Raw genomic sequence first — 17999 nt, forward strand, 5'->3', positions numbered from 1 at the left:
CGGCCTGCGGGGCCCGGGCGGCCGCAGCGTCCCTGCCCGTCCGGGCGGGGGCCGCCGTGCGCGTCACGGACCGCCGCGGCGCGTCCGCGACGCCGAGCGGGATGCTCAGGCTCTCCGGGAGAGCCGAAGCCCGGTTCTCGACCGTGTGCGGCAGAAGCTCGCTGTGATACTCATCAGTCGGCGGAGCGACCGGGTCGGCGCCCGTCTTGGCCGTGGGCCGCCGACCGACGTTCTCGTCGTCCCTGCGTGTGTCTGGCAACAGTCCAGTCTCCTCGTCGGTGGATCGGGGACCTATCCTACCGTGGGCGCACCACCACGAGCAGATCGCCCGCATCGACCTGCTGGGTCCTGGGAATCGCCACCCGCTCCACGAAGCCGTCGATGGGGCTGGTGATCGCCGCCTCCATCTTCATGGCTTCGATGGATGCCACGCTCTGGCCGGCCTTGACCGGGGCGCCTTCCTCGACCTGCAGGGTGACCACGCCGGAGAACGGGGCGGCAACCTGGCCGGGCTGGTTGGCATCCGCTTTCTCGGCCACCTTCGTCTCGACCGTGATGCTGCGGTCGCGCACGAACACCGGGCGGAGCTGCCCGTTCAGGATGGTCATGACCGTGCGCATGCCCTTGTCGTCCGCGTCGCCGATGGCCTCGAGCCCGGCGTACAGGCGCACGCCCTTCTCGAGCTCGATCACGTGTTCGTGGCCCTGCTTGAGCCCGTAAAGGTAGTCGACGGTGTCGATGACGGACAGGTCGCCGTACAGTTCACGGCTCTGCTCGAACTGGCGCGTCGGCGCGGGGAAGAGCAGCTGGTTGAGCATGGCCTGGCGGGTGTGGCTGTCACCGGCCAGGGCGGCGCGTTCCTCGGCGGTGATCTCGGTGACCCCGATCCGGATGGTCTTGCCGGCGAGCACCTTGCTGCGGAAGGGCTCGGGCCAGCCGCCGGGCAGGTCGCCCAGCTCGCCGGCCATGAACCCGATGACCGAGTCGGGCACGTCGTACTTGTCCGGGTTCTGCTCGAAGTCGGCCGGGTCGGCGCGCACCGCGGCGAGGTACAGCGCGAGGTCGCCGACGACCTTGGACGACGGGGTGACCTTGGGCACCCGGCCGAGGATGGTGTTCGCCGCGGCGTACATGTCCTCAATCAGTTCGAAGTGGTCGGCCAGGCCGAGCGCGACCGCCTGGGTGCGCAGGTTGGACAGCTGGCCGCCGGGGATCTCGTGCTTGTACACGCGCCCGGTCGGCGAGGCCAGGCCGGACTCGAACGGCCGGTAGACGTGCCGCACGGCCTCCCAGTACGGCTCCAGGTCGCATACGTTCTGCAGCGACAGGCCGGTGTCGCGTTCCGTGTGCGCCAGCGCTGCGACCAGGGACGACGCGGACGGCTGGCTGGTCGTGCCGGCCAACGGGGCGCTGGCCACGTCGACGGCGTCCGCTCCGGCGCGGGATGCCGCGAGGAGCGTGGCCAGCTGGCCGCCGGGGGTGTCGTGGGTGTGCACGTGCACCGGCAGGTCGAACCGGTCCCGGAACGCGGTGACGAGCTTTTCCGCGGCCGCGGGGCGCAGCAGCCCGGCCATGTCCTTGATCGCCAGGACATGCGCGCCGGAGTCCACGATCTGCTCGGCCAGGCGCAGGTAGTAGTCCAGCGTGTAGAGGTTCTCGGCGGGGTCGAGCAGGTCGCCGGTGTAGCAGACGGCGACCTCGGCCAGGCTGGTGCCCGTGGCCAGGACCGCGTCGATGGCCGGGCGCATCTGGTTCACGTCGTTCAACGCGTCGAAGATGCGGAAGATGTCCACTCCGGTGTCGGACGCTTCGCGCACGAACGCATCCGTCACCTCGGTCGGGTACGGCGTGTAGCCCACCGTGTTGCGGCCGCGGAGAAGCATCTGGATGTTGATGTTCGGCAGCGCCTCACGCAGGGCCGCCAGGCGCTCCCACGGGTCTTCGCCGAGGAACCGGAGGGCGACGTCGTAGGTCGCGCCGCCCCAGGCCTCGACCGAGAGCAGCTCGGGGGTCATCCGGGCCACGTACGGCGCCGCGGCGACCAGGTCCCGCGTGCGCACCCGGGTGGCGAGCAGGGACTGGTGAGCGTCACGGAAGGTCGTGTCGGTGACGGCCAGGGCGGTCTGCGCGCGCAGGGCGGTCGCGAACCCCTTCGGGCCGAGTTCGAGCAGCCGCTGGCGCGACCCGGCCGGAGCCGGAAGGGTCAGATCGATCGGCGGCAGCTTCTCGGCCGGGTGCACGGCGGTGGTGGGGGCGCCGTTGGGCTGGTTGACGGTGACGTCGGCGAGCCAGTTGATGATCTTCGTGCCGCGGTCCTTCGACGGGCGGCCGCGCAGCAGGTGCGGGCGCTCATCGATGAAGGACGTGCTCAGGTCACCGGCGGCGAAGTCCGGGTCGTCGAGTACGGCCTGCAGGAACGGGATGTTCGTCGAGACCCCGCGGATGCGGAACTCCGCCAGCGCCCGCTTGGAGCGGGTCACGGCCGAGGCGTAGTCGCGGCCGCGGCAGGTGAGCTTGGAGAGCATCGAGTCGAAGTGGGGGCTGATCTGGGCGCCGGGGTTGATCGTTCCGCCGTCCATCCGGATGCCGGCACCGCCCGGGGACCGGTACGTGGTGATCTTTCCCGTGTCCGGGCGGAAACCCGCATTGGGATCCTCGGTCGTGATCCGGCACTGCAGGGCGACCCCGCGCATCTGGATCTTGTCCTGGGTCAGGCCCAGTTCGGCGAGGGTCTGCCCGGCCGCGATCCGCATCTGCGACTGAACGAGGTCCACATCGGTGACCTCCTCGGTGACCGTGTGCTCGACCTGGATCCGCGGGTTCATCTCGATGAACACGTGCTTGCCCGCGCGCTCCCCCACGGTGTCCAGCAGGAACTCGACGGTGCCGGCGTTGACGTATCCGATCGATTTGGCGAACGCGATGGCGTCCTTGTAGAGGCGCTCGCGGATCTCATCGGAGAGGTTCGGCGCCGGCGCGATCTCGATCACCTTCTGGTGACGGCGCTGCACCGAGCAGTCGCGTTCGAACAGGTGCACGGTCTCACCGGTGGAGTCCGCGAGGATCTGCACCTCGATGTGCCGGGGGCGGAGCACCGCCTGCTCGAGGAACATGGTGGCGTCGCCGAACGCGCTCTTGGCCTCGCGCATCGCCTCCTCGAGGGAGCCCCGGAGGTCCTTGGCGGAGTCGACCCGGCGCATCCCGCGCCCGCCGCCGCCGGCGACGGCCTTCGCGAACAAAGGGAAGCCGATCTCGGCCGCCTGGCCGATCAGCTCGTCCACGTCCAGGGACGGACGCGTGGACTGCAGCACCGGCACGCCGGCGGCGATCGCGTAGTCCTTGGCCGTGACCTTGTTGCCGGCCATTTCCAGCACGCTCTTGCCCGGGCCGATGAACGCGATCCCGGCCTCCGCGGCGGCCTCGGCCAATTCAGGGTTCTCGGAAAGGAAACCGTAACCGGGGTAAATGGCGTCGGCGCCGCTCTCCTTCGCCACCCGGATGATCTCGCTCACGTCCAGGTACGCGCGCACCGGGTGTCCGGGCTCGCCGATCTGGTACGCCTCATCGGCCTTCAGGCGGTGCAGGGAGCTCCGGTCCTCATAGGGGAACACGGCCACCGTCTTGGCACCGAGTTCATAGGCCGCTCGGAACGCGCGAATCGCGATCTCTCCACGGTTGGCAACGAGGATTTTGGAGAACATTCAGACCTTTCGAGCGTGGCGCGGCACACAGCTGACGGTTAGGTTCTCTAAGACTAGTGAAGGTAACGTTGTCGATTGTGCATGTACTCAGCGTCAGCTCCCTCAAGGGAGGCGTAGGAAAGACCACGGTGACCCTTGGTCTGGCTTCTGCTGCCTTCGCCCGCGGTGTGCGCACCCTCGTCGTGGATCTCGATCCCCAGTCGGATGTGTCGACCGGGATGGACATCCAGGTCGCCGGGCACCTCAACGTCGCCGACGTGCTGGCCTCCCCCAAGGAGAAGACCGTGCGCGCCGCGATCGCCCCGAGCGGGTGGACGCGCGGCCGCCAGGGCACGATCGACGTCATGATCGGCAGTCCCTCGGCGATCAACTTCGACGGCCCGCACCCCAGCATCCGCGATATCTGGAAGCTCGAAGAAGCCTTGTCGACCGTCGAAAAGGAGTACGACCTCGTGCTCATCGACTGCGCCCCGTCACTCAACGCCCTCACCCGCACGGCCTGGGCCGCCAGTGACCGCGTCGCCGTCGTCACCGAGCCCGGCCTGTTCTCCGTGGCCGCCGCCGACCGCGCCCTGCGCGCAATCGAAGAGATCCGCCGCGGTCTGAGCCCGCGCCTCCAGCCGCTGGGCATCATCGTCAACCGTGCCCGCACGGCGTCCATGGAGCACCAGTTCCGGATCAAGGAACTGCGCGACATGTTCGGCCCGCTCGTGCTCAGCCCCCAGCTGCCGGAGCGCACCTCGCTGCAGCAGGCCCAGGGCGCAGCGAAGCCGCTGCACATCTGGCCGGGTGAAAGCGCGCAGGAGATGGCCGGCTACTTCGATCAGCTGCTCGAACGAGTGCTGCGCACCGCCCGCATCGGCGAATACGCCGAACAGCCCGCGACCTAGTTCTCGCCGAGCTTGACGCTTGCGGTCGAGCTTGACGGGCGTGCCAGGCAAGCTCAACCGGAACCGCCAAACTCGACGGTCAGAGGCGCGGGGCGACTGGGGGCGGTCAGGAGATCTTGCGGGTGCTGCGGCGCTGGGCGAGTTCGTCGGTGGGGTCGACGGTCTGGGTGTCCAGTTCGACCAGGCTGCTCTCGACCTCGCGCAGCACCTTGCCGACGGCGATGCCGAACACGCCCTGACCCCGGCTGACGAGGTCGATGACCTCGTCGTTGGAGGTGCACAGGTACACGCTGGCTCCGTCGCTCATGAGGGTGGTCTGGGCCAGGTCGCTCACACCGGATTCGCGAAGCTGGTTGACGGCGGTGCGGATCTGCTGGAGCGAGATCCCGGTGTCGAGGAGGCGCTTCACGAGCTTGAGGACCAGGATGTCGCGGAATCCGTAGAGGCGCTGCGACCCGGATCCTGCGGCCCCACGCACGGTAGGTTCGACCAGTTCGGTGCGAGCCCAGTAGTCGAGCTGGCGGTAGCTGATACCGGCGGCGCGAGCGGCGACGGCGCCTCGGTAGCCCGAGTTCTCGTCGAGTTCGGGCATTCCGTCGGTGAAGAGAAGTCCAAGACCGTAGCGTGAGGCGTCATCACGGGGATTGAGTTCACTCATTCGATCGCCTCTCGAGGGTTTTTGTCTGCGATATTCGGATCGCTGTGTCCACGTTATCGAGCCGGACCGCCCATCCGCCCGAAGGGGCGGGGCGTGTCGAAGTCAGGGTCGGCGCCGGGGCGGAAACGCTCTCCACTCTCGCCGTCTTCCAGTGTACGGCCTACTTCGTCAGTCGGCCCAGTGCGGAGCGAATCAGGCTGCTGCGGATGATCTCCAGCTGGCCGGCGATCTCGACGGCCGTGTCGGCCGCCTTGGCGCGGCTGGAGGGATCCTTGCGGCGGGACAGCGGCACAAGGGCGCTTTCGATCAGGCCGAGCTCGCGTTCGGCGGCGCCCCGGAAGCCGCGCAGGTGACGAGGTTCGATGCCGCTTCGCTGTAACTCGACGAGCGCCCGCAGCACCTGCAGCGCGTCTTCGCTGTAGTAGTCGGCCGGGATGATGATCGACGCCGACACGGCGTCGTGCATGAGCGCGGCGGATGCCCCGGCTTCGCGCACCAATTCGTCGCGCTGGAACCGGCGCATCGCGCTCAGCATCGTCGGGCCGGGCACGGCGCCGCCGGGCAACGTCGGCGAGAGCCCGGCATCGAGGTCGTCGAGGTAGCTCCGGATGACCTTCAACGGCAGGTAGTAGTCGCGCTGCATGGAGAGAATGAGGCGCAGTCGATCGAGGTCGCCGGCGCAGAACTTGCGGTAGCCGGATTCGGTGCGAGCCGGAGACACGAGGCCCTGTTCCTCGAGGAACCGCAGCTTCGAGGGCGTCAGGTCGCCGAATTCAGGCGTCAACCGAGCCAGGACCTGGCCAATGCTCAATAGCGGCGCTGCACCCGGGTTTCTGGCCCGGGCGGCGGTCGCGGGCACTATTCGCTCGCCAGGTGCGCGAGGTCGAGCCGCGAGGCGTAGAACGTGAGACGGAACTTGCCGACCTGCACCTCTGAGCCATCGGTCAGGCGTGCTGATTCGATCCGCGTGCCATCGAAGTAGGTCCCGTTGAGCGAGCCGAGGTCTTTCACCTCGAAGACCGTGCCGCTGCGGAGGAACTCTGCGTGACGGCGCGACACGGTCACGTCATCGAGGAAGATGTCGGCGTTGGGGTGCCGGCCGACGCTCGTGAGATCGGCGTCGAGGAGGAAGCGTGCCCCCGAATTGGGGCCCCGACGAACGACGAGAAGTGCCGATCCGGACGGCAGTGCCGCGATGGCTTCCTGCTCTTCGGCCGTGACGTCACCGTCGATCGCGGCAAGGTGCGCTGCGAACTCCTGGCTGAAAGTCAGCGTTGTGTCGGTGTTTTCGGGCGCAGGCCTGCGCTCGGGTTCGTTCTTCTGATCGAAATCGCCCACCGTAGACCTCCTAGACATCCAGCGTATCGGATCGCGAGGCCGGATCGGCACGCGGGATCCGAATCACCCGGGCGGTTTCGACGGCGTAGATGACGCCGGCCCACCAGTAGAGGAAAACGCCCCAGAGACCGAAGGCCCAGCCCACCGGTTGGGACCACCAGGCAAGGTCCGGAAAGGCCTGGCCGAGCATGATCATCGGCAGGGCGTAAAAGAGACAGAAGGTGGCGGCTTTGCCGAGCTGGTGCACCGGGAGCGGACCGAAGCCGAAGTTGGCGAGGATCACGCCGAGGACGAGCATGAAGACATCCCGCCCGACGACGAGCACGACGAACCACCAGGGCACCACTTCCCGCCAGGCCAGGCCGAGGAGCGCCGCGAAGATGTACAGCCGATCCGCCGCCGGGTCGAGGAGCTGGCCAAGGCGGGTGATGAGTCCCCACCTCCGGGCGATGAGGCCATCGAGGAAGTCCGTGAGGCTGGCGACCGCCAGCACCAGGAGCGCCCAGGCGTCTTCCCCGACGACGAGCAGCACCAGGAATACGGGAACGAGAAGCAGGCGCAGCATGCTCAGCAGATTGGGTACCGTCCATACCCTCGTACTCACCTGGTTTCCCGTTGCCCCTGTCACAGTTCCCGAGTCTAGTGATCGTCCGCAGGGCCGGGGCGAACGCCGGCCGTCTACGCCGATGACTTCGCTCTGCGCGTGCCCTTCCCCGTGTGCGGGGACTCGGAGGCATCGTCCTTCTTGCCGGGTCCGCGGCTGCGTTCGACGCTGCGCTTGAGCGCCTCCATCAGGTCGAGCACCGCTCCCCCGCCGGCCTCCTCGCCCGTGAGCTCCTCGCCGAAGGTCGCGGCGGTGTCGACCGCGTCACCCTGGGCGAGTTTCGCGTCGATCAGCACGCGCAGGTGCTCCTGGTAGTCGTCGGTGAAGTCCTGGGGGGTGAAGTCGGACGAGAACGAGTCGACGAGCGCCGCTGCCATGTCGAGTTCCTTGCCGGAGATCGCGACCTTCTGCTCCAGTGCCGGGAAGCTCGCCTGGCGGATCTCATCGCCCCAGAGCAGTGACTGCAGCAGCAGGACGTCGCCGCGCACGCGCAGGGCGCCGAGGCGGGACTTCTGCCGGAGCGCGAAGTGCACGATCGCCGTGCGGTCGGTCGCTTCGAGCGTTTGCCGGAGGAGCACGTAGGCCTTGGAGGATTTGCCGTCCGGCTCGAGGTAGTAACTTCGCTCGAACATGATCGGGTCGAGCTGCTCGGTCGGTACGAACTCGACCACGTCGATGTCGCGGCTCCTCTCCTCCGGCAGGGATTTGATGTCTTCCTCGGTCAGGATCACCGTCTTGTCGCCGTCATCGAATGCCTTCGCAATGTGCGCATAGTCCACGACGCGGCCGCAGACTTCGCAGCGCCGCTGGTACTTGATGCGCCCGCCGTCGGTGTCGTGCACCTGGTGCAGCGCGATGTCGTGGTCTTCCGTGGCGCTGTAGACCTTGACCGGCACGTTGACCAGACCGAAGGTGATCGCACCCTTCCAGATCGATCTCATGAATCCAGTACACACCGCAAGGCCCGATCGGGCTAGCTACACCAGGCCCGGAAGGGCATGCTGAGGGCATGGCCGAGACCACGCAGGTCGTGCTCGTCGGTAGTCGGCGGATCAAACTGACCAACCTCGCCAAGGTGCTGTACCCCGAAACCGGTACCACCAAGGCGGATGTCCTCGGCTACTACGCCGCCGTGGCCGACCTGCTGATCTCCCACGCACGGAACCGCCCCGCCACTCGCAAGCGCTGGGTGCACGGCGTAGGAACGCCAGGCGAGCCGGGGCAGATGTTCTTCGAGAAGAACCTCCCGGCCGCCACGCCCGACTGGGTCAAGCGCGGGCGCATCCTGCACACCGACCGCGCCGTGGATTATCCGCTGGTCAATGACCTGGCCACGCTGACCTGGCTGGCCCAGATGGCCGCGCTCGAAATCCACGTCCCGCAGTGGCAGTTCGGCCGGGGCGGCCAGCCGAGGAACCCCGACCGACTCGTGCTGGACCTCGACCCGGGCGAAGGCGCGACTCTCGCCGAGTGCGCCGAGGTCGCCCGGCTGGCCCGAGTCATCCTGCGCGACATGAATCTCGACCCGATGCCGGTGACGAGCGGGAGCAAAGGCATCCATCTCTACGCCGCGCTCGACCTCAGCCACACCTCGGACGAGGTGTCCCGGGTGGCGCACGAGCTGGCCAGGGCGCTGGAGGCCGACCACCCGGACCTCATCGTCAGCGACATGAAGATCGCCCGCCGCGCAGGCAAGGTGCTGGTGGACTGGAGCCAGAACAGCGCGGCGAAGACGACGATCACGCCCTACTCGCTGCGGGGGACGTTCCGCCCGATGGTCGCCGCGCCCCGCACCTGGCGCGAGCTGGCGTCACCGCAGCTCAAGCAGCTCGATCTCGAACAGGTCATCGCCCGGATGAAGCATCGCCGGGATCCGCTCGAGGAGTTGCTCGGTGCGCCGGCGGCACCGGACGACGAGGACAAGCTGGCGGCCTACCGGGGCAAACGCAACCGGGCCAGGACACCCGAGCCTGTTCCGGAGGCCCCCGCCGCGGCATCCTCCGGCCGGACCTTCGTGATCCAGGAGCACCACGCGCGCCGGCTGCACCACGACCTGCGGCTCGAACGCGACGGGGTGCTCGTCTCCTGGGCGCTGCCGAAGGGCGTGCCGACCGACCCGGCCCGGAACCACCTCGCCGTGCACACCGAAGACCACCCGCTGGAATACGGCTCGTTCGAGGGGACCATTCCGGCCGGGGAATACGGGGCCGGCGAGGTCACGATCTGGGACCGCGGCGAGTACGAACTGGAGAAGTGGCGCGACGACGAGGTGATCGCGACGCTCCGCGGCGAGCCGGGGGGCGGGCTCGGCGAGCCGCGCCGGATCGCCCTCATCCGCACCGGCCGGGACGGTGGTGACAAGAACTGGCTGATCCACCTGATGAAGGCCGCGACGCCCCCCAGGCGGGCCGTCGGCGCCACCGCCCAGGCAGCCGCTACCGCGACCGTGGACGTCACCGCCACCGCCACCGCCACCGGCGTCACCCTGGCCGCTCGCGGGCGGTCGTACTCCCCGATGCTCGCAGCCCTCGGCTCACCGAGCGACCTGCGCGACGAGGACGAGTGGTCGTTCGAGATGAAGTGGGACGGGATCCGCGCAATCGCGTACCTGTCGACGGAGGGCACCGAGCGCAGCGTGAGTCTTCTCACCCGGAACGGCAACGACGTCACGGCCGCGTACCCCGAGATCGTCGAAGGGCTCCTCGATGCGGTCAGGGCGGACTCGGCGGTGCTCGACGGGGAGGTCGTCGCGCTCAATCGCCGCGGTCGTCCGGATTTCGGCCTCCTGCAGACCCGGATGGGGCTGAGCGCGGCCAGGGACGTGCGCGCGGCCAGGGCCGGCACGCCCGTGCATTTCATGGTCTTCGACCTGCTGGAGCGCGGCGGCGAGCCGCTCACCCGGGAGCCGTACGCCCAGCGCCGGCGGGCACTCGAGGAGACGGTGGCCTCCGCCGGGACCGTGCATGTGCCGCCCACGTTCGACGGGGACTTCGCCGCGGCCTTCCGGAGCAGCCGCGACCTCGGCCTCGAGGGGGTGATCGCCAAGGAACTCGACGGCGACTACCGCACGGGCCGGCGCTCCAGGACGTGGCTCAAGCTCAAGCACCACCGCAGCCAGGAGGTCGTCATCGGCGGCTGGCGCCCCGGCAACGGTCACCGCGGGGGCACCATCGGGGCGCTGCTCCTCGGCATTCCGCACGAAGGCTCCCTGGCCTACGTGGGGCGCGTGGGCACCGGATTCCGGGATCGCGACCTGGCCGATGCGCTGAAGCGCCTGGCCCCGCTCGAGCGCAGCACGAGCCCGTTCGCCGACGTGCCGCCGATCGACGCGCGGGGCGCCACCTGGGTGCGGCCGGTCCTGGTCGGGGAGGTCGAGTTTGCCGAGTGGACGTCCTCAGGGCGGCTGCGGCAACCGTCGTGGCGAGGCTGGCGGCCGGAAAAGTCCCCCGCGGATGTCGTGCGGGAAGAGCCGGCACCGGGGTGAGGCGCCTGTCTTGCCCGCTACTCGAGCCGGGCCCGAATCCGCGGCCAGCTCTCGGCGAAACCGGGATGCAACGGCAGCTCGTCGACGTCGGGGACGGCAACCCAGCGCAGCGCGATGCTCTCCTGGTCGCTGATCACCGGTTCGAAGCGCGCCGTCGCGCGCACGACGACCGTCGTGTACGACCAGAAGCCGAGGTCGAGCACCGAGGTGAACCGCACGCGCAGCAGGTGGGCCGGGACACCGGCCTCTTCCTCCGCCTCGCGAATGGCGGCTTCCAACGCGGTTTCGTGTTCGTGGCGCGCGCCGCCCGGGAGACCCCAGGAGCCGCCGAAGTGGCTCCAGACTGCCCGATGTTGCAGCAGAACCCCGAGCTCGTGGTGGTGCACCAACAGGCCCGCGGCCCCGAAGCGGCCCCAGAACCTGGCGCCGTCGGGCGCGTAGACCCAGTTGTCGCCGCTGCCGCTCATGCTTCAAGCATGCCTCACCGGATGCCCGGCTCGCTGAGCGGTCAGATCGAGACGACTGCGTGCACGCTCGCATCGCCGAGTCGGCTTCGGCCGGCCAGATCCGTGAGCTCCACCACGACGCCCACGCCGGCCAGGACGTACCCCGCGCGCTCGATCAGGCGCGACGTCGCCGCGACGGTGCCCCCCGTGGCCAGGACGTCGTCGAGCACGAGCACACGGGAACCGGCCGGCAGCTGGCCCACCTCGAGTTCCAGCCGGGCCGAACCATACTCGAGGTCGTACTCCTCGGTCAGGACGGTGCCGGGCAGCTTGCCGCCCTTGCGGACGGCCAGCACGGCCACATCCGCCGCGTAACCGACGGCCGCCGCGAGCAGGAAGCCGCGCGCCTCGATCCCCGCGACGGCGTCGAATCGGCCGTGATGGCCGTCGACGAGTTCATCGACGATGCTGCGAAACGCCGCGGCGTTGGCGAAAACCGGGTTGAGGTCCCGGAACATGATCCCCGGCTGCGGGAAGTCGGGGTACGAGGCGAGGAGGGAGCGAACGTGCGCGGCGGCGGGAGAAGTCACCGTTCCAGCGTAGGCGCTGGCCCGCGGCCAGGAGTCCGCGGGGTGACGACGGGCGCGGACACGGCAAGGCTGAGCGTGTCCAGAAAATGGATGACGGCCTTCTGCTGGGCGACGCTGAGACCCTCGGCGACGTCCAGCATCCGCCCGTGCATCGCCGAGAGCGTCGCCCGCACCTCCCTGTGCGCGCCAGGCGTCGCGTGGAGCAGCTGAGCCCGGCGATCGCTCGGGTGAGGCTCCCGCCGGATGTGGCCGGATTCGACGAGCCGGGACAGCAGCTTCGCCGTCGCCGCGGACGAAATACCCAGCACCGCGCTGAGATCCTTCGGGCCGACGGCGCTCCCCCGTGCCTCCGCGGCGATCAGGTGCCGGATGGCCAGGAGGTCGGTCTCGTTCATGTCCATCTCGGCCTGGGTGCGGTGACGCATGGCGCTGTCGGCGGCGCGAAAGCGGCGCAGGGACTCGAGCACGCGCATGGCGCGGACGACCTCGTCATCGTCGGCCCGATACCAAAATGATGCCGATGGCTCTTCCGGTTCTTTTCGTTCAGGCATGGCCAAATGCTAACGTGACCTATCGCTAACTTGGTTAGGTACTTTTTCGGGTATCTTGGCCGACAGAAGAGGGAGTACGGCCGTGCAGACCGCAGACACACTCGTGGAACACGTCATCCTGCTCGACCAGGATGGGCGTGAGATCGGCACGGCGCCGAAGGAGAGCGTCCACGGCGCGGACACGTCGTTCCATCTGGCCTTCTCCTGCTACGTCTTCAACGACCTCGGCGAGGTGCTGATGACCCGGCGCGCGCTCGGCAAGAAGGCCTGGCCCGGCGTGTGGACCAACTCCTTCTGCGGGCATCCGCTGCCGGCCGAACCGCTCACGGCGGCGGTCACGCGGCGAGCGCGCTTCGAACTCGGCCTGGATATCAGCGCCATCTCCGTCGCCCTCCCCCTGTTCCGCTACCGGGCGACCGACAGCTTCGGCACGGTGGAAAACGAACTCTGCCCGGTCTATGTGGCCACGACCTCGGCCGAACCCGAGCCGAACCCGCGCGAGGTGATGGAGTACCGCTGGGCGGATCCAACCACCCTGCGCGGTGCCGTGCGCGACGCACCGTGGGCGTTCAGCCCCTGGCTGGTCCTGCAGGTGCAGGAGTTGGATCGTTTCCGTGCGTGAGATCGCCACAGCGGGAGTCGAGACGGAACTCCAGCGCTACTTCGCGGCCGCACGGCTCCGCGCGAGCGACTACGGCGACCATTACGTTGCCCTCTGGGACTGCCTCGAGCAAGCCAGCACGGGCGGCAAACGCGTGCGCCCGGCGATGGTCCTGGCCGCGTACGCCGGATTCGGGGGTCGGGACCTCGCCCTCGTCACCCCCGTCGCGGTGAGCTTCGAACTGCTGCACACGGCCTTCCTGATCCACGACGACGTGATCGACCGAGATCTGGCCCGGAGGGGCATCGCGAACATCGCCGGCCGGTTCAGCGACCGGGCCCTCGCCCACGGAGCCGAGAGCGGTCAGGCCGGCGCCTGGGCGGTGACGGCGTCCATTCTCGCCGGGGATCTCGCGCTCAGCGAGGCCCATCGCATCCTGGCCCGGCTGCCCGTCGAAGCCGGCCGGCGGATGAGACTGCTCGACCTGCTCGATCGCGCGGTCTTCGTCTCCGCCGCCGGGCAGCTCGCCGATGTGACGAACGCAGCCAGGCCCCAGCCGCTCGGCGTCGCCGAGGTGCTCGCGACACTCGAGCAGAAGACGGCCGTCTACTCCTTCGAGGCGCCGCTCCAGGCCGGGGCGGTCCTGTCCGGGGCGACCGACGCGGCCATCGATGTGCTCGGGCGGTTCGGACGCCTGGTGGGCGTGGCGTTCCAACTCACCGATGACATCCTCGGCGTCTTCGGCGACCCGGCCAGGACCGGCAAGAGCGTCGTCGCCGACCTGCGCGAGGGCAAGCAGACCGCCCTGATCGCCCATGCCGGCGCGACGACGGCGTGGCCGGCGATCGCGCCGTACATCGGCAAAGCCGACCTGAGCGCGCCGGAAGCCGATGTGGTCAGGGACCACATCCGCGCCTGCGGAGCCCTACAGGCGGTGGGCGACCTGGCCCGGAACCACGCGGCGAAGGCCGTGGAGGCACTGGACACTCCCCTCATCCCAGCCCAACTGCGCGGCACGCTCACCACGCTCGCCGGCTCCGCCGTCAACAGGTTCCGATGACGCGCCGAAACCGGGCGGAGCCGACCGACATCGACCGGTACAACGCGGCGGCTCGGTCGAGTTCGGCCACCGTGATCGACGCTTACTCCACCTCCTTCGGGCTGGCCACCCGGCTGCTGGCCCCGAGCGTGCGCAGCCAGGTGCGGACCGTCTACGCGCTGGTGCGCATCGCCGACGAGATCGTCGACGGCGCGGCGACCGGAGCCGGGCTGGACCTGGCCGCCCAGCGCGAACAGCTCGACGACCTCGAGCGGGAGACCGAGCGGGCGATCCACGGCGGGTACAGCACCAACCTCGTCGTGCACGCCTTCGCCACCACCGCACGACAGGTCGGCATCGACTTTCGACTCACGGCGCCGTTCTTCGCGTCGATGCGGCGAGACCTGGATCCTTCCCCGTTCACCGAGGTGGGCGTGGCCGAGTACATCTACGGCTCCGCGGAGGTCATCGGGCTCATGTGCCTGCGCTGCTTCATGCAGGAATCCCGGTCGTCGACCACGGAGCTGGCGCTGCTCGAAGATGGGGCCTGCCGCCTCGGCGCCGCCTTCCAGAAGGTCAACTTCCTCCGCGACCTGGCCTGCGACCGCGACACCCTGGGCCGCAACTACTTTCCCGGGGTCGACGTCGCCGCCATGACGGATGCCGACAAGAACCGGATCCTCGACGACATCGACGCCGACCTCGCCGCCGCCGAGAACGTGCTGCCCATGCTGCCCGGCGGGAGCCGCCGCGCCGTGACCCTCGCCCACCGCCTCTTCTCCCGCCTGTCCAGCCGGTTACGGGCCACTCCGGCCCGGCAGCTCCTGCGCGCCAGGGTGCGCGTTCCGGATGCCGAGAAACTCGTGATCGCCGTCGCGGCGACCCTCGGCTCCGGGACGTGGAAGCGTTGACGCGGCACGCCAGGCGCACCCGCACCGTCGTCATCGGCGGCGGCATCGCCGGACTGGCCAGCGCCGCCCTGCTCGCCCGGGAGGGTCACGACGTGACCCTGCTCGAGGCCCGGGGGGAACTCGGCGGCCGCGCGGGCAGCTGGGACGCCGGCGGTTTCCGGTTCGACACCGGGCCGTCGTGGTACCTCATGCCCGAGGTCTTCGACCACTTCTACCGGCTGCTCGGAACCAGCGCGGCCGAACAGCTCGACCTCAGCCGGCTCGACCCCGGCTACCGCGTCTACTTCGAGGCGCAGGCCGAGCCCGTCGACATCGCGGCCGACCGTGAAGCGAACCTGCGCACCTTCGAGCGGATCGAGCCGGGTGCTGGGGCCGCCCTCGACCGCTACCTCGACTCGGCCGAGGAGACCTACCGGATGGCTGTCGGGCGCTTCCTCTACACGAGCTTCGCCTCCTTCCGGCCGTTCCTGGACCGGGCGGTCATCGGCCGCCTCGGCCGGCTGGCCCGGCTGCTGCTGCAGCCGCTCGACCGGTTCGCCGCGGGGTACTTCCGTGATCCCCGGCTGCGGCAGATCCTCGGTTTTCCGGCGGTCTTCCTCGGCTCGTCACCGGGCCGCACGCCGTCGATGTACCACCTGATGAGCTACCTCGACCTGGCCGACGGCGTGCTCTACCCGCAGGGCGGCTTCACCCGCGTCATCGACAGCATCGCCGACCTCGCCCGGGCGGAGGGTGTTCGCGTGCTCACCGGGGCGCGTGTGACCGGGATCCGCGCGGCGGCGCCGATGACAAGCCGCGGGAAGACCCGCCGGACCGGCGCCGCCCGACCCCCGGCGAGCGCGGTCGCCGGGGTGAACTACCTCGGCCCGGACGGGACCACCGTCGAGCTCGACTGCGATGTCGTCGTCTCGGCGGCCGACCTCCATCACACGGAGACCGAACTGGTGCCGGCGGAGCAGCGGACCTACCCGGAGCGGTGGTGGCGGCGCCGGGTCTCCGGCCCCGGAGCGGTGCTGGTCATGCTCGGCGTCCGGGGCGAGCTGCCCGAGCTCCAGCATCACACCCTGTTCTTCACCACGGACTGGAAGGAGAACTTCGGCCGGATCTTCGGCAAGAACCCGAGCGTCCCGGCCCCGGCATCCTTCTACGCCTGCATGCCCAGCGCGACCGACGCCACGGTGGCGCCGTCCGGCACGGCGAACCTGTTCCTGCTCGTGCCGATCCCCGCCGACCCGTCGCTGGGGCGGGGCGGCATAGCCGGCGCCGGTGACGCCGCGATCGAGGCGATCGCGGATGCCGCGATCGGCCAGCTGTCGGAGTGGGCGGGCATCCCCGACCTGATGGAGCGAATCGTCGTGCGGCGCACCGTCGGGCCGGGCGACTTCGCCGAGGACCTCAACTCCTGGCGAGGCGGGGCGCTCGGGCCGGGGCACACCCTGCGGCAGAGCGCCTTCCTGCGCGGCTCCAACGCCTCGGCCCGGGTCGACGGGCTCTATTACGCCGGGGGCACGACCATCCCGGGCATCGGCCTGCCGATGTGCTTGATCAGCGCCGAGATCCTGCTGAAACGCATCCGTTCAGACACGTCGACCGGTCCGCTCCCGGAGCCGTTGTGAGCGCCGCCTACCTGCTGACCCTGGTGGCATCCCTGGCCGCGATGGTCGTGCTGGACCGGAGGTTCCGCCTGTTCTTCTGGCGGGATGCCCGCCGGGCCGCCTGGGTTCTCGGCGCGGGCGTGCTCTTCTTCCTCGCCTGGGACCTTCTGGGCATCGGCTTGGGCATCTTCTACCGCGGAGAAACAAACCTGATGACGGGCCTGCAGCTGGCCCCGGAGCTCCCCGTGGAGGAGCTCTTCTTCCTTGCCTTCCTCTGCTACCTCACCATGAACCTGGTCCAGGGCGCGCGGCTGCTGCTCACCCGGCCTGCCCGCACCCGGCCTGCCCGCACCCGGGAGCGCACCGAATGAGCTACCTGCTGCTGGATGCCGTCTTCCTGGCCGCCGCTGCCGCCGTAGCCGTGTTCGCGCTGCGGCAGCGGCGCCCGGGCCGGACCGGGGTGGCCGCCGTCGGGATCGCCCTCGCTGCCCTGCTGGTGCTCACCGCCGTCTTCGACACCGTCATGATCGCGGTCGGGCTCGTCGCCTACGATCCTGCGCTGCTGATCGGGTTCCGGGTGGGCCTGGCCCCGCTGGAGGATTTCGCCTATCCGGTCGCGGCGGCGCTCCTGCTGCCCGCGCTGTGGACGCTGCTGGGGAGAGAACATGAGTGAGGCGCGCACGTCGGCGGGCTGGAAGGCGCGCCAGGTGCTCCTGTCGTCCCGGCCGCTCAGCTGGATCAATACCGCCTTCCCGTTCGCCGCCGCCTACGTGGTGACCACCGGCCGGGTCGACGCCCTGCTCGTGGTCGGCACGGTCTTCTTCCTCGTGCCCTACAACCTCCTGATGTACGGCATCAATGACGTCTTCGATTACGAGTCCGACCTGCGCAATCCGCGCAAGGGCGGCGCGGAGGGGGCGTTGCTGGACCCCGGGCTGCACCGCACGGTGATGGCCGCCGGCGTGCTGACCGCGGCCCCGATGCTCGCCCTGATGCTCCTGCTCGCCGGCGCGGAGCCTCCGTGGTCCTGGCTCGTCCTGGGCCTCAGCCTGTTCGCGGTCGTCGCCTACTCGGTTCCCGGGCTGCGCTTCAAGGAGCGGCCGGTGCTCGACTCGATCACCTCGAGCACGCACTTCGTGAGCCCGGCCGTGTACGGCCTGGCCGTCGCGGGGGCCGCCTTCACGCCCGCCCTGCTCGCCCTGCTGGCCGCGTTCTTCCTCTGGGGCATGGCGAGCCACGCCTTCGGCGCCGTGCAGGATGTCGCGCCCGACCGGCAGGCCGGGATCGCGTCGATCGCGACCGCGTTCGGCGCCGCCCGCACGGTGCGCCTCGCGATCACCGGATGGGGCCTGGCCGGCCTGCTCATGCTGGCGACCAGCTGGCCGGGACCGTTGGCCGCCGTGCTCGCCCTGCCCTACATCCTGGCCGCCTGGCCGTACCGGTCGATCCCCGACGACCGGGCCGAGACCGCCAACGCCGGGTGGAAGCTCTTCCTGTGGCTCAACTTCCTCACCGGGTTCCTCGTGACCATGCTGCTCATCGCCTGGGTGGCCGTCCGGGGAAGCTGAGCCCGCCCGCGTAGAGTCGAGGG

The 17999-nt window shown here is 69.6% G+C and carries 19 protein-coding genes; 9 read left to right on the forward strand and 10 right to left on the reverse strand.

Annotated features, from left to right (window positions below; genetic code table 11):
• Positions 1-259, reverse strand: a 259-nt coding sequence (locus E3T33_RS00510) for a hypothetical protein (protein WP_134574527.1), incomplete at its 3' end; no start/stop codon positions are given.
• Positions 260-296: 37 nt separating this feature from the next.
• Complete coding sequence (locus tag E3T33_RS00515) at positions 297-3701, reverse strand: pyruvate carboxylase (RefSeq protein ID WP_092321464.1); 3405 nt, start codon at positions 3699-3701, stop codon at positions 297-299.
• Positions 3702-3778: 77 nt separating this feature from the next.
• On the opposite strand from E3T33_RS00515, the gene E3T33_RS00520 reads away from it, so the two are divergent.
• Entirely contained in the window at positions 3779-4591 is an 813-nt protein-coding gene (locus E3T33_RS00520) for a ParA family protein (RefSeq protein ID WP_092321699.1), read from the forward strand.
• A gap of 106 nt (positions 4592-4697) precedes the next feature.
• Here E3T33_RS00520 and E3T33_RS00525 read toward each other — a convergent pair whose 3' ends face one another.
• The 5 genes from E3T33_RS00525 to E3T33_RS00545 form a co-directional block, all read right to left on the reverse strand.
• A complete protein-coding gene (locus tag E3T33_RS00525) occupies positions 4698-5249 on the reverse strand; it encodes a MerR family transcriptional regulator (RefSeq protein WP_092321463.1) in 552 nt (183 codons plus the stop codon).
• A gap of 160 nt (positions 5250-5409) precedes the next feature.
• Positions 5410-6108: a MerR family transcriptional regulator gene (locus tag E3T33_RS00530; RefSeq protein ID WP_092321462.1), complete on the reverse strand. Its 699-nt coding sequence runs from the start codon at positions 6106-6108 to the stop codon at positions 5410-5412.
• A complete protein-coding gene (locus E3T33_RS00535; protein ID WP_241977115.1) occupies positions 6108-6587 on the reverse strand; it encodes an FHA domain-containing protein in 480 nt (159 codons plus the stop codon). Before E3T33_RS00535 ends, E3T33_RS00530 begins: the two co-directional genes overlap by 1 nt.
• A gap of 10 nt (positions 6588-6597) precedes the next feature.
• The gene (locus E3T33_RS00540) at positions 6598-7215 is read right to left on the reverse strand and encodes a CDP-alcohol phosphatidyltransferase family protein (protein ID WP_092321460.1); all 618 of its coding nucleotides are present in this window, start codon (positions 7213-7215) and stop codon (positions 6598-6600) included.
• A 50-nt stretch (positions 7216-7265) separates the two neighbouring features.
• A complete protein-coding gene (locus E3T33_RS00545) occupies positions 7266-8132 on the reverse strand; it encodes a Ku protein (protein WP_134574528.1) in 867 nt (288 codons plus the stop codon).
• Between the two features lie 68 nt (positions 8133-8200).
• Here E3T33_RS00545 and E3T33_RS00550 point away from each other — a divergent pair, with 68 nt between their 5' ends.
• A complete protein-coding gene (locus E3T33_RS00550) occupies positions 8201-10675 on the forward strand; it encodes an ATP-dependent DNA ligase (protein ID WP_134574529.1) in 2475 nt (824 codons plus the stop codon).
• Positions 10676-10692: 17 nt separating this feature from the next.
• Here E3T33_RS00550 and E3T33_RS00555 read toward each other — a convergent pair whose 3' ends face one another.
• From E3T33_RS00555 to E3T33_RS00565, 3 genes are read right to left on the reverse strand one after another with little or no spacing between them, the layout of a single operon-like run.
• Complete coding sequence (locus tag E3T33_RS00555) at positions 10693-11142, reverse strand: NUDIX domain-containing protein (RefSeq protein ID WP_092321457.1); 450 nt, start codon at positions 11140-11142, stop codon at positions 10693-10695.
• A gap of 41 nt (positions 11143-11183) precedes the next feature.
• Positions 11184-11711: an adenine phosphoribosyltransferase gene (locus tag E3T33_RS00560; RefSeq protein WP_092321456.1), complete on the reverse strand. Its 528-nt coding sequence runs from the start codon at positions 11709-11711 to the stop codon at positions 11184-11186.
• Positions 11708-12262, reverse strand: coding sequence for a MarR family transcriptional regulator (locus tag E3T33_RS00565; RefSeq protein ID WP_092321455.1), 555 nt, complete (start codon positions 12260-12262; stop codon positions 11708-11710). Before E3T33_RS00565 ends, E3T33_RS00560 begins: the two co-directional genes overlap by 4 nt.
• 82 nt (positions 12263-12344) lie before the next feature.
• Between E3T33_RS00565 and idi the strand changes: the two genes are divergently transcribed.
• Genes idi through E3T33_RS00595 form a run of 7 tightly spaced genes read left to right on the forward strand, consistent with a single transcriptional unit; the run spans position 12345 to position 17976 of the window.
• Entirely contained in the window at positions 12345-12884 is a 540-nt protein-coding gene (gene idi / locus E3T33_RS00570) for an isopentenyl-diphosphate Delta-isomerase (protein WP_092321454.1), read from the forward strand.
• The gene (locus E3T33_RS15405) at positions 12877-13923 is read left to right on the forward strand and encodes a polyprenyl synthetase family protein (RefSeq protein ID WP_134574530.1); all 1047 of its coding nucleotides are present in this window, start codon (positions 12877-12879) and stop codon (positions 13921-13923) included. The genes idi and E3T33_RS15405 overlap by 8 nt, the downstream gene beginning before the upstream one ends.
• A complete protein-coding gene (locus E3T33_RS15410) occupies positions 13920-14813 on the forward strand; it encodes a squalene/phytoene synthase family protein (protein WP_198417062.1) in 894 nt (297 codons plus the stop codon). The genes E3T33_RS15405 and E3T33_RS15410 overlap by 4 nt, the downstream gene beginning before the upstream one ends.
• Complete coding sequence (crtI, locus tag E3T33_RS15415) at positions 14801-16429, forward strand: phytoene desaturase family protein (protein ID WP_241982774.1); 1629 nt, start codon at positions 14801-14803, stop codon at positions 16427-16429. Before E3T33_RS15410 ends, crtI begins: the two co-directional genes overlap by 13 nt.
• Positions 16426-16779, forward strand: a complete 354-nt coding sequence (locus E3T33_RS00585; RefSeq protein ID WP_092321452.1) for a lycopene cyclase domain-containing protein — start codon at positions 16426-16428, stop codon at positions 16777-16779. The genes crtI and E3T33_RS00585 overlap by 4 nt, the downstream gene beginning before the upstream one ends.
• Positions 16776-17081, forward strand: a complete 306-nt coding sequence (locus E3T33_RS00590) for a lycopene cyclase domain-containing protein (protein ID WP_092321451.1) — start codon at positions 16776-16778, stop codon at positions 17079-17081. Before E3T33_RS00585 ends, E3T33_RS00590 begins: the two co-directional genes overlap by 4 nt.
• Positions 17074-17976, forward strand: coding sequence for a prenyltransferase (locus E3T33_RS00595; protein ID WP_134574531.1), 903 nt, complete (start codon positions 17074-17076; stop codon positions 17974-17976). Before E3T33_RS00590 ends, E3T33_RS00595 begins: the two co-directional genes overlap by 8 nt.
• Positions 17977-17999 lie beyond the last annotated feature (23 nt).

Origin of the sequence: Cryobacterium sp. TMT1-2-1 (genome assembly GCF_004403955.1) — a bacterium.
Lineage (GTDB): Bacteria > Actinomycetota > Actinomycetes > Actinomycetales > Microbacteriaceae > Cryobacterium > Cryobacterium psychrotolerans.

Coding starts and splice junctions, on each gene's coding strand:
- E3T33_RS00550 (WP_134574529.1), top strand. CDS start 8,201: ATGGCCGAGACCACGCAGGTCGTGCTCGTCGGTAGTCGGCGGATCAAA.
- E3T33_RS15410 (WP_198417062.1), top strand. CDS start 13,920: ATGACGCGCCGAAACCGGGCGGAGCCGACCGACATCGACCGGTACAAC.
- E3T33_RS00515 (WP_092321464.1), bottom strand. CDS start 3,701: ATGTTCTCCAAAATCCTCGTTGCCAACCGTGGAGAGATCGCGATTCGC.
- E3T33_RS00590 (WP_092321451.1), top strand. CDS start 16,776: ATGAGCTACCTGCTGCTGGATGCCGTCTTCCTGGCCGCCGCTGCCGCC.
- E3T33_RS00565 (WP_092321455.1), bottom strand. CDS start 12,262: ATGCCTGAACGAAAAGAACCGGAAGAGCCATCGGCATCATTTTGGTAT.
- E3T33_RS00525 (WP_092321463.1), bottom strand. CDS start 5,249: ATGAGTGAACTCAATCCCCGTGATGACGCCTCACGCTACGGTCTTGGA.
- E3T33_RS00555 (WP_092321457.1), bottom strand. CDS start 11,142: ATGAGCGGCAGCGGCGACAACTGGGTCTACGCGCCCGACGGCGCCAGG.
- E3T33_RS00595 (WP_134574531.1), top strand. CDS start 17,074: ATGAGTGAGGCGCGCACGTCGGCGGGCTGGAAGGCGCGCCAGGTGCTC.
- E3T33_RS00545 (WP_134574528.1), bottom strand. CDS start 8,132: ATGAGATCGATCTGGAAGGGTGCGATCACCTTCGGTCTGGTCAACGTG.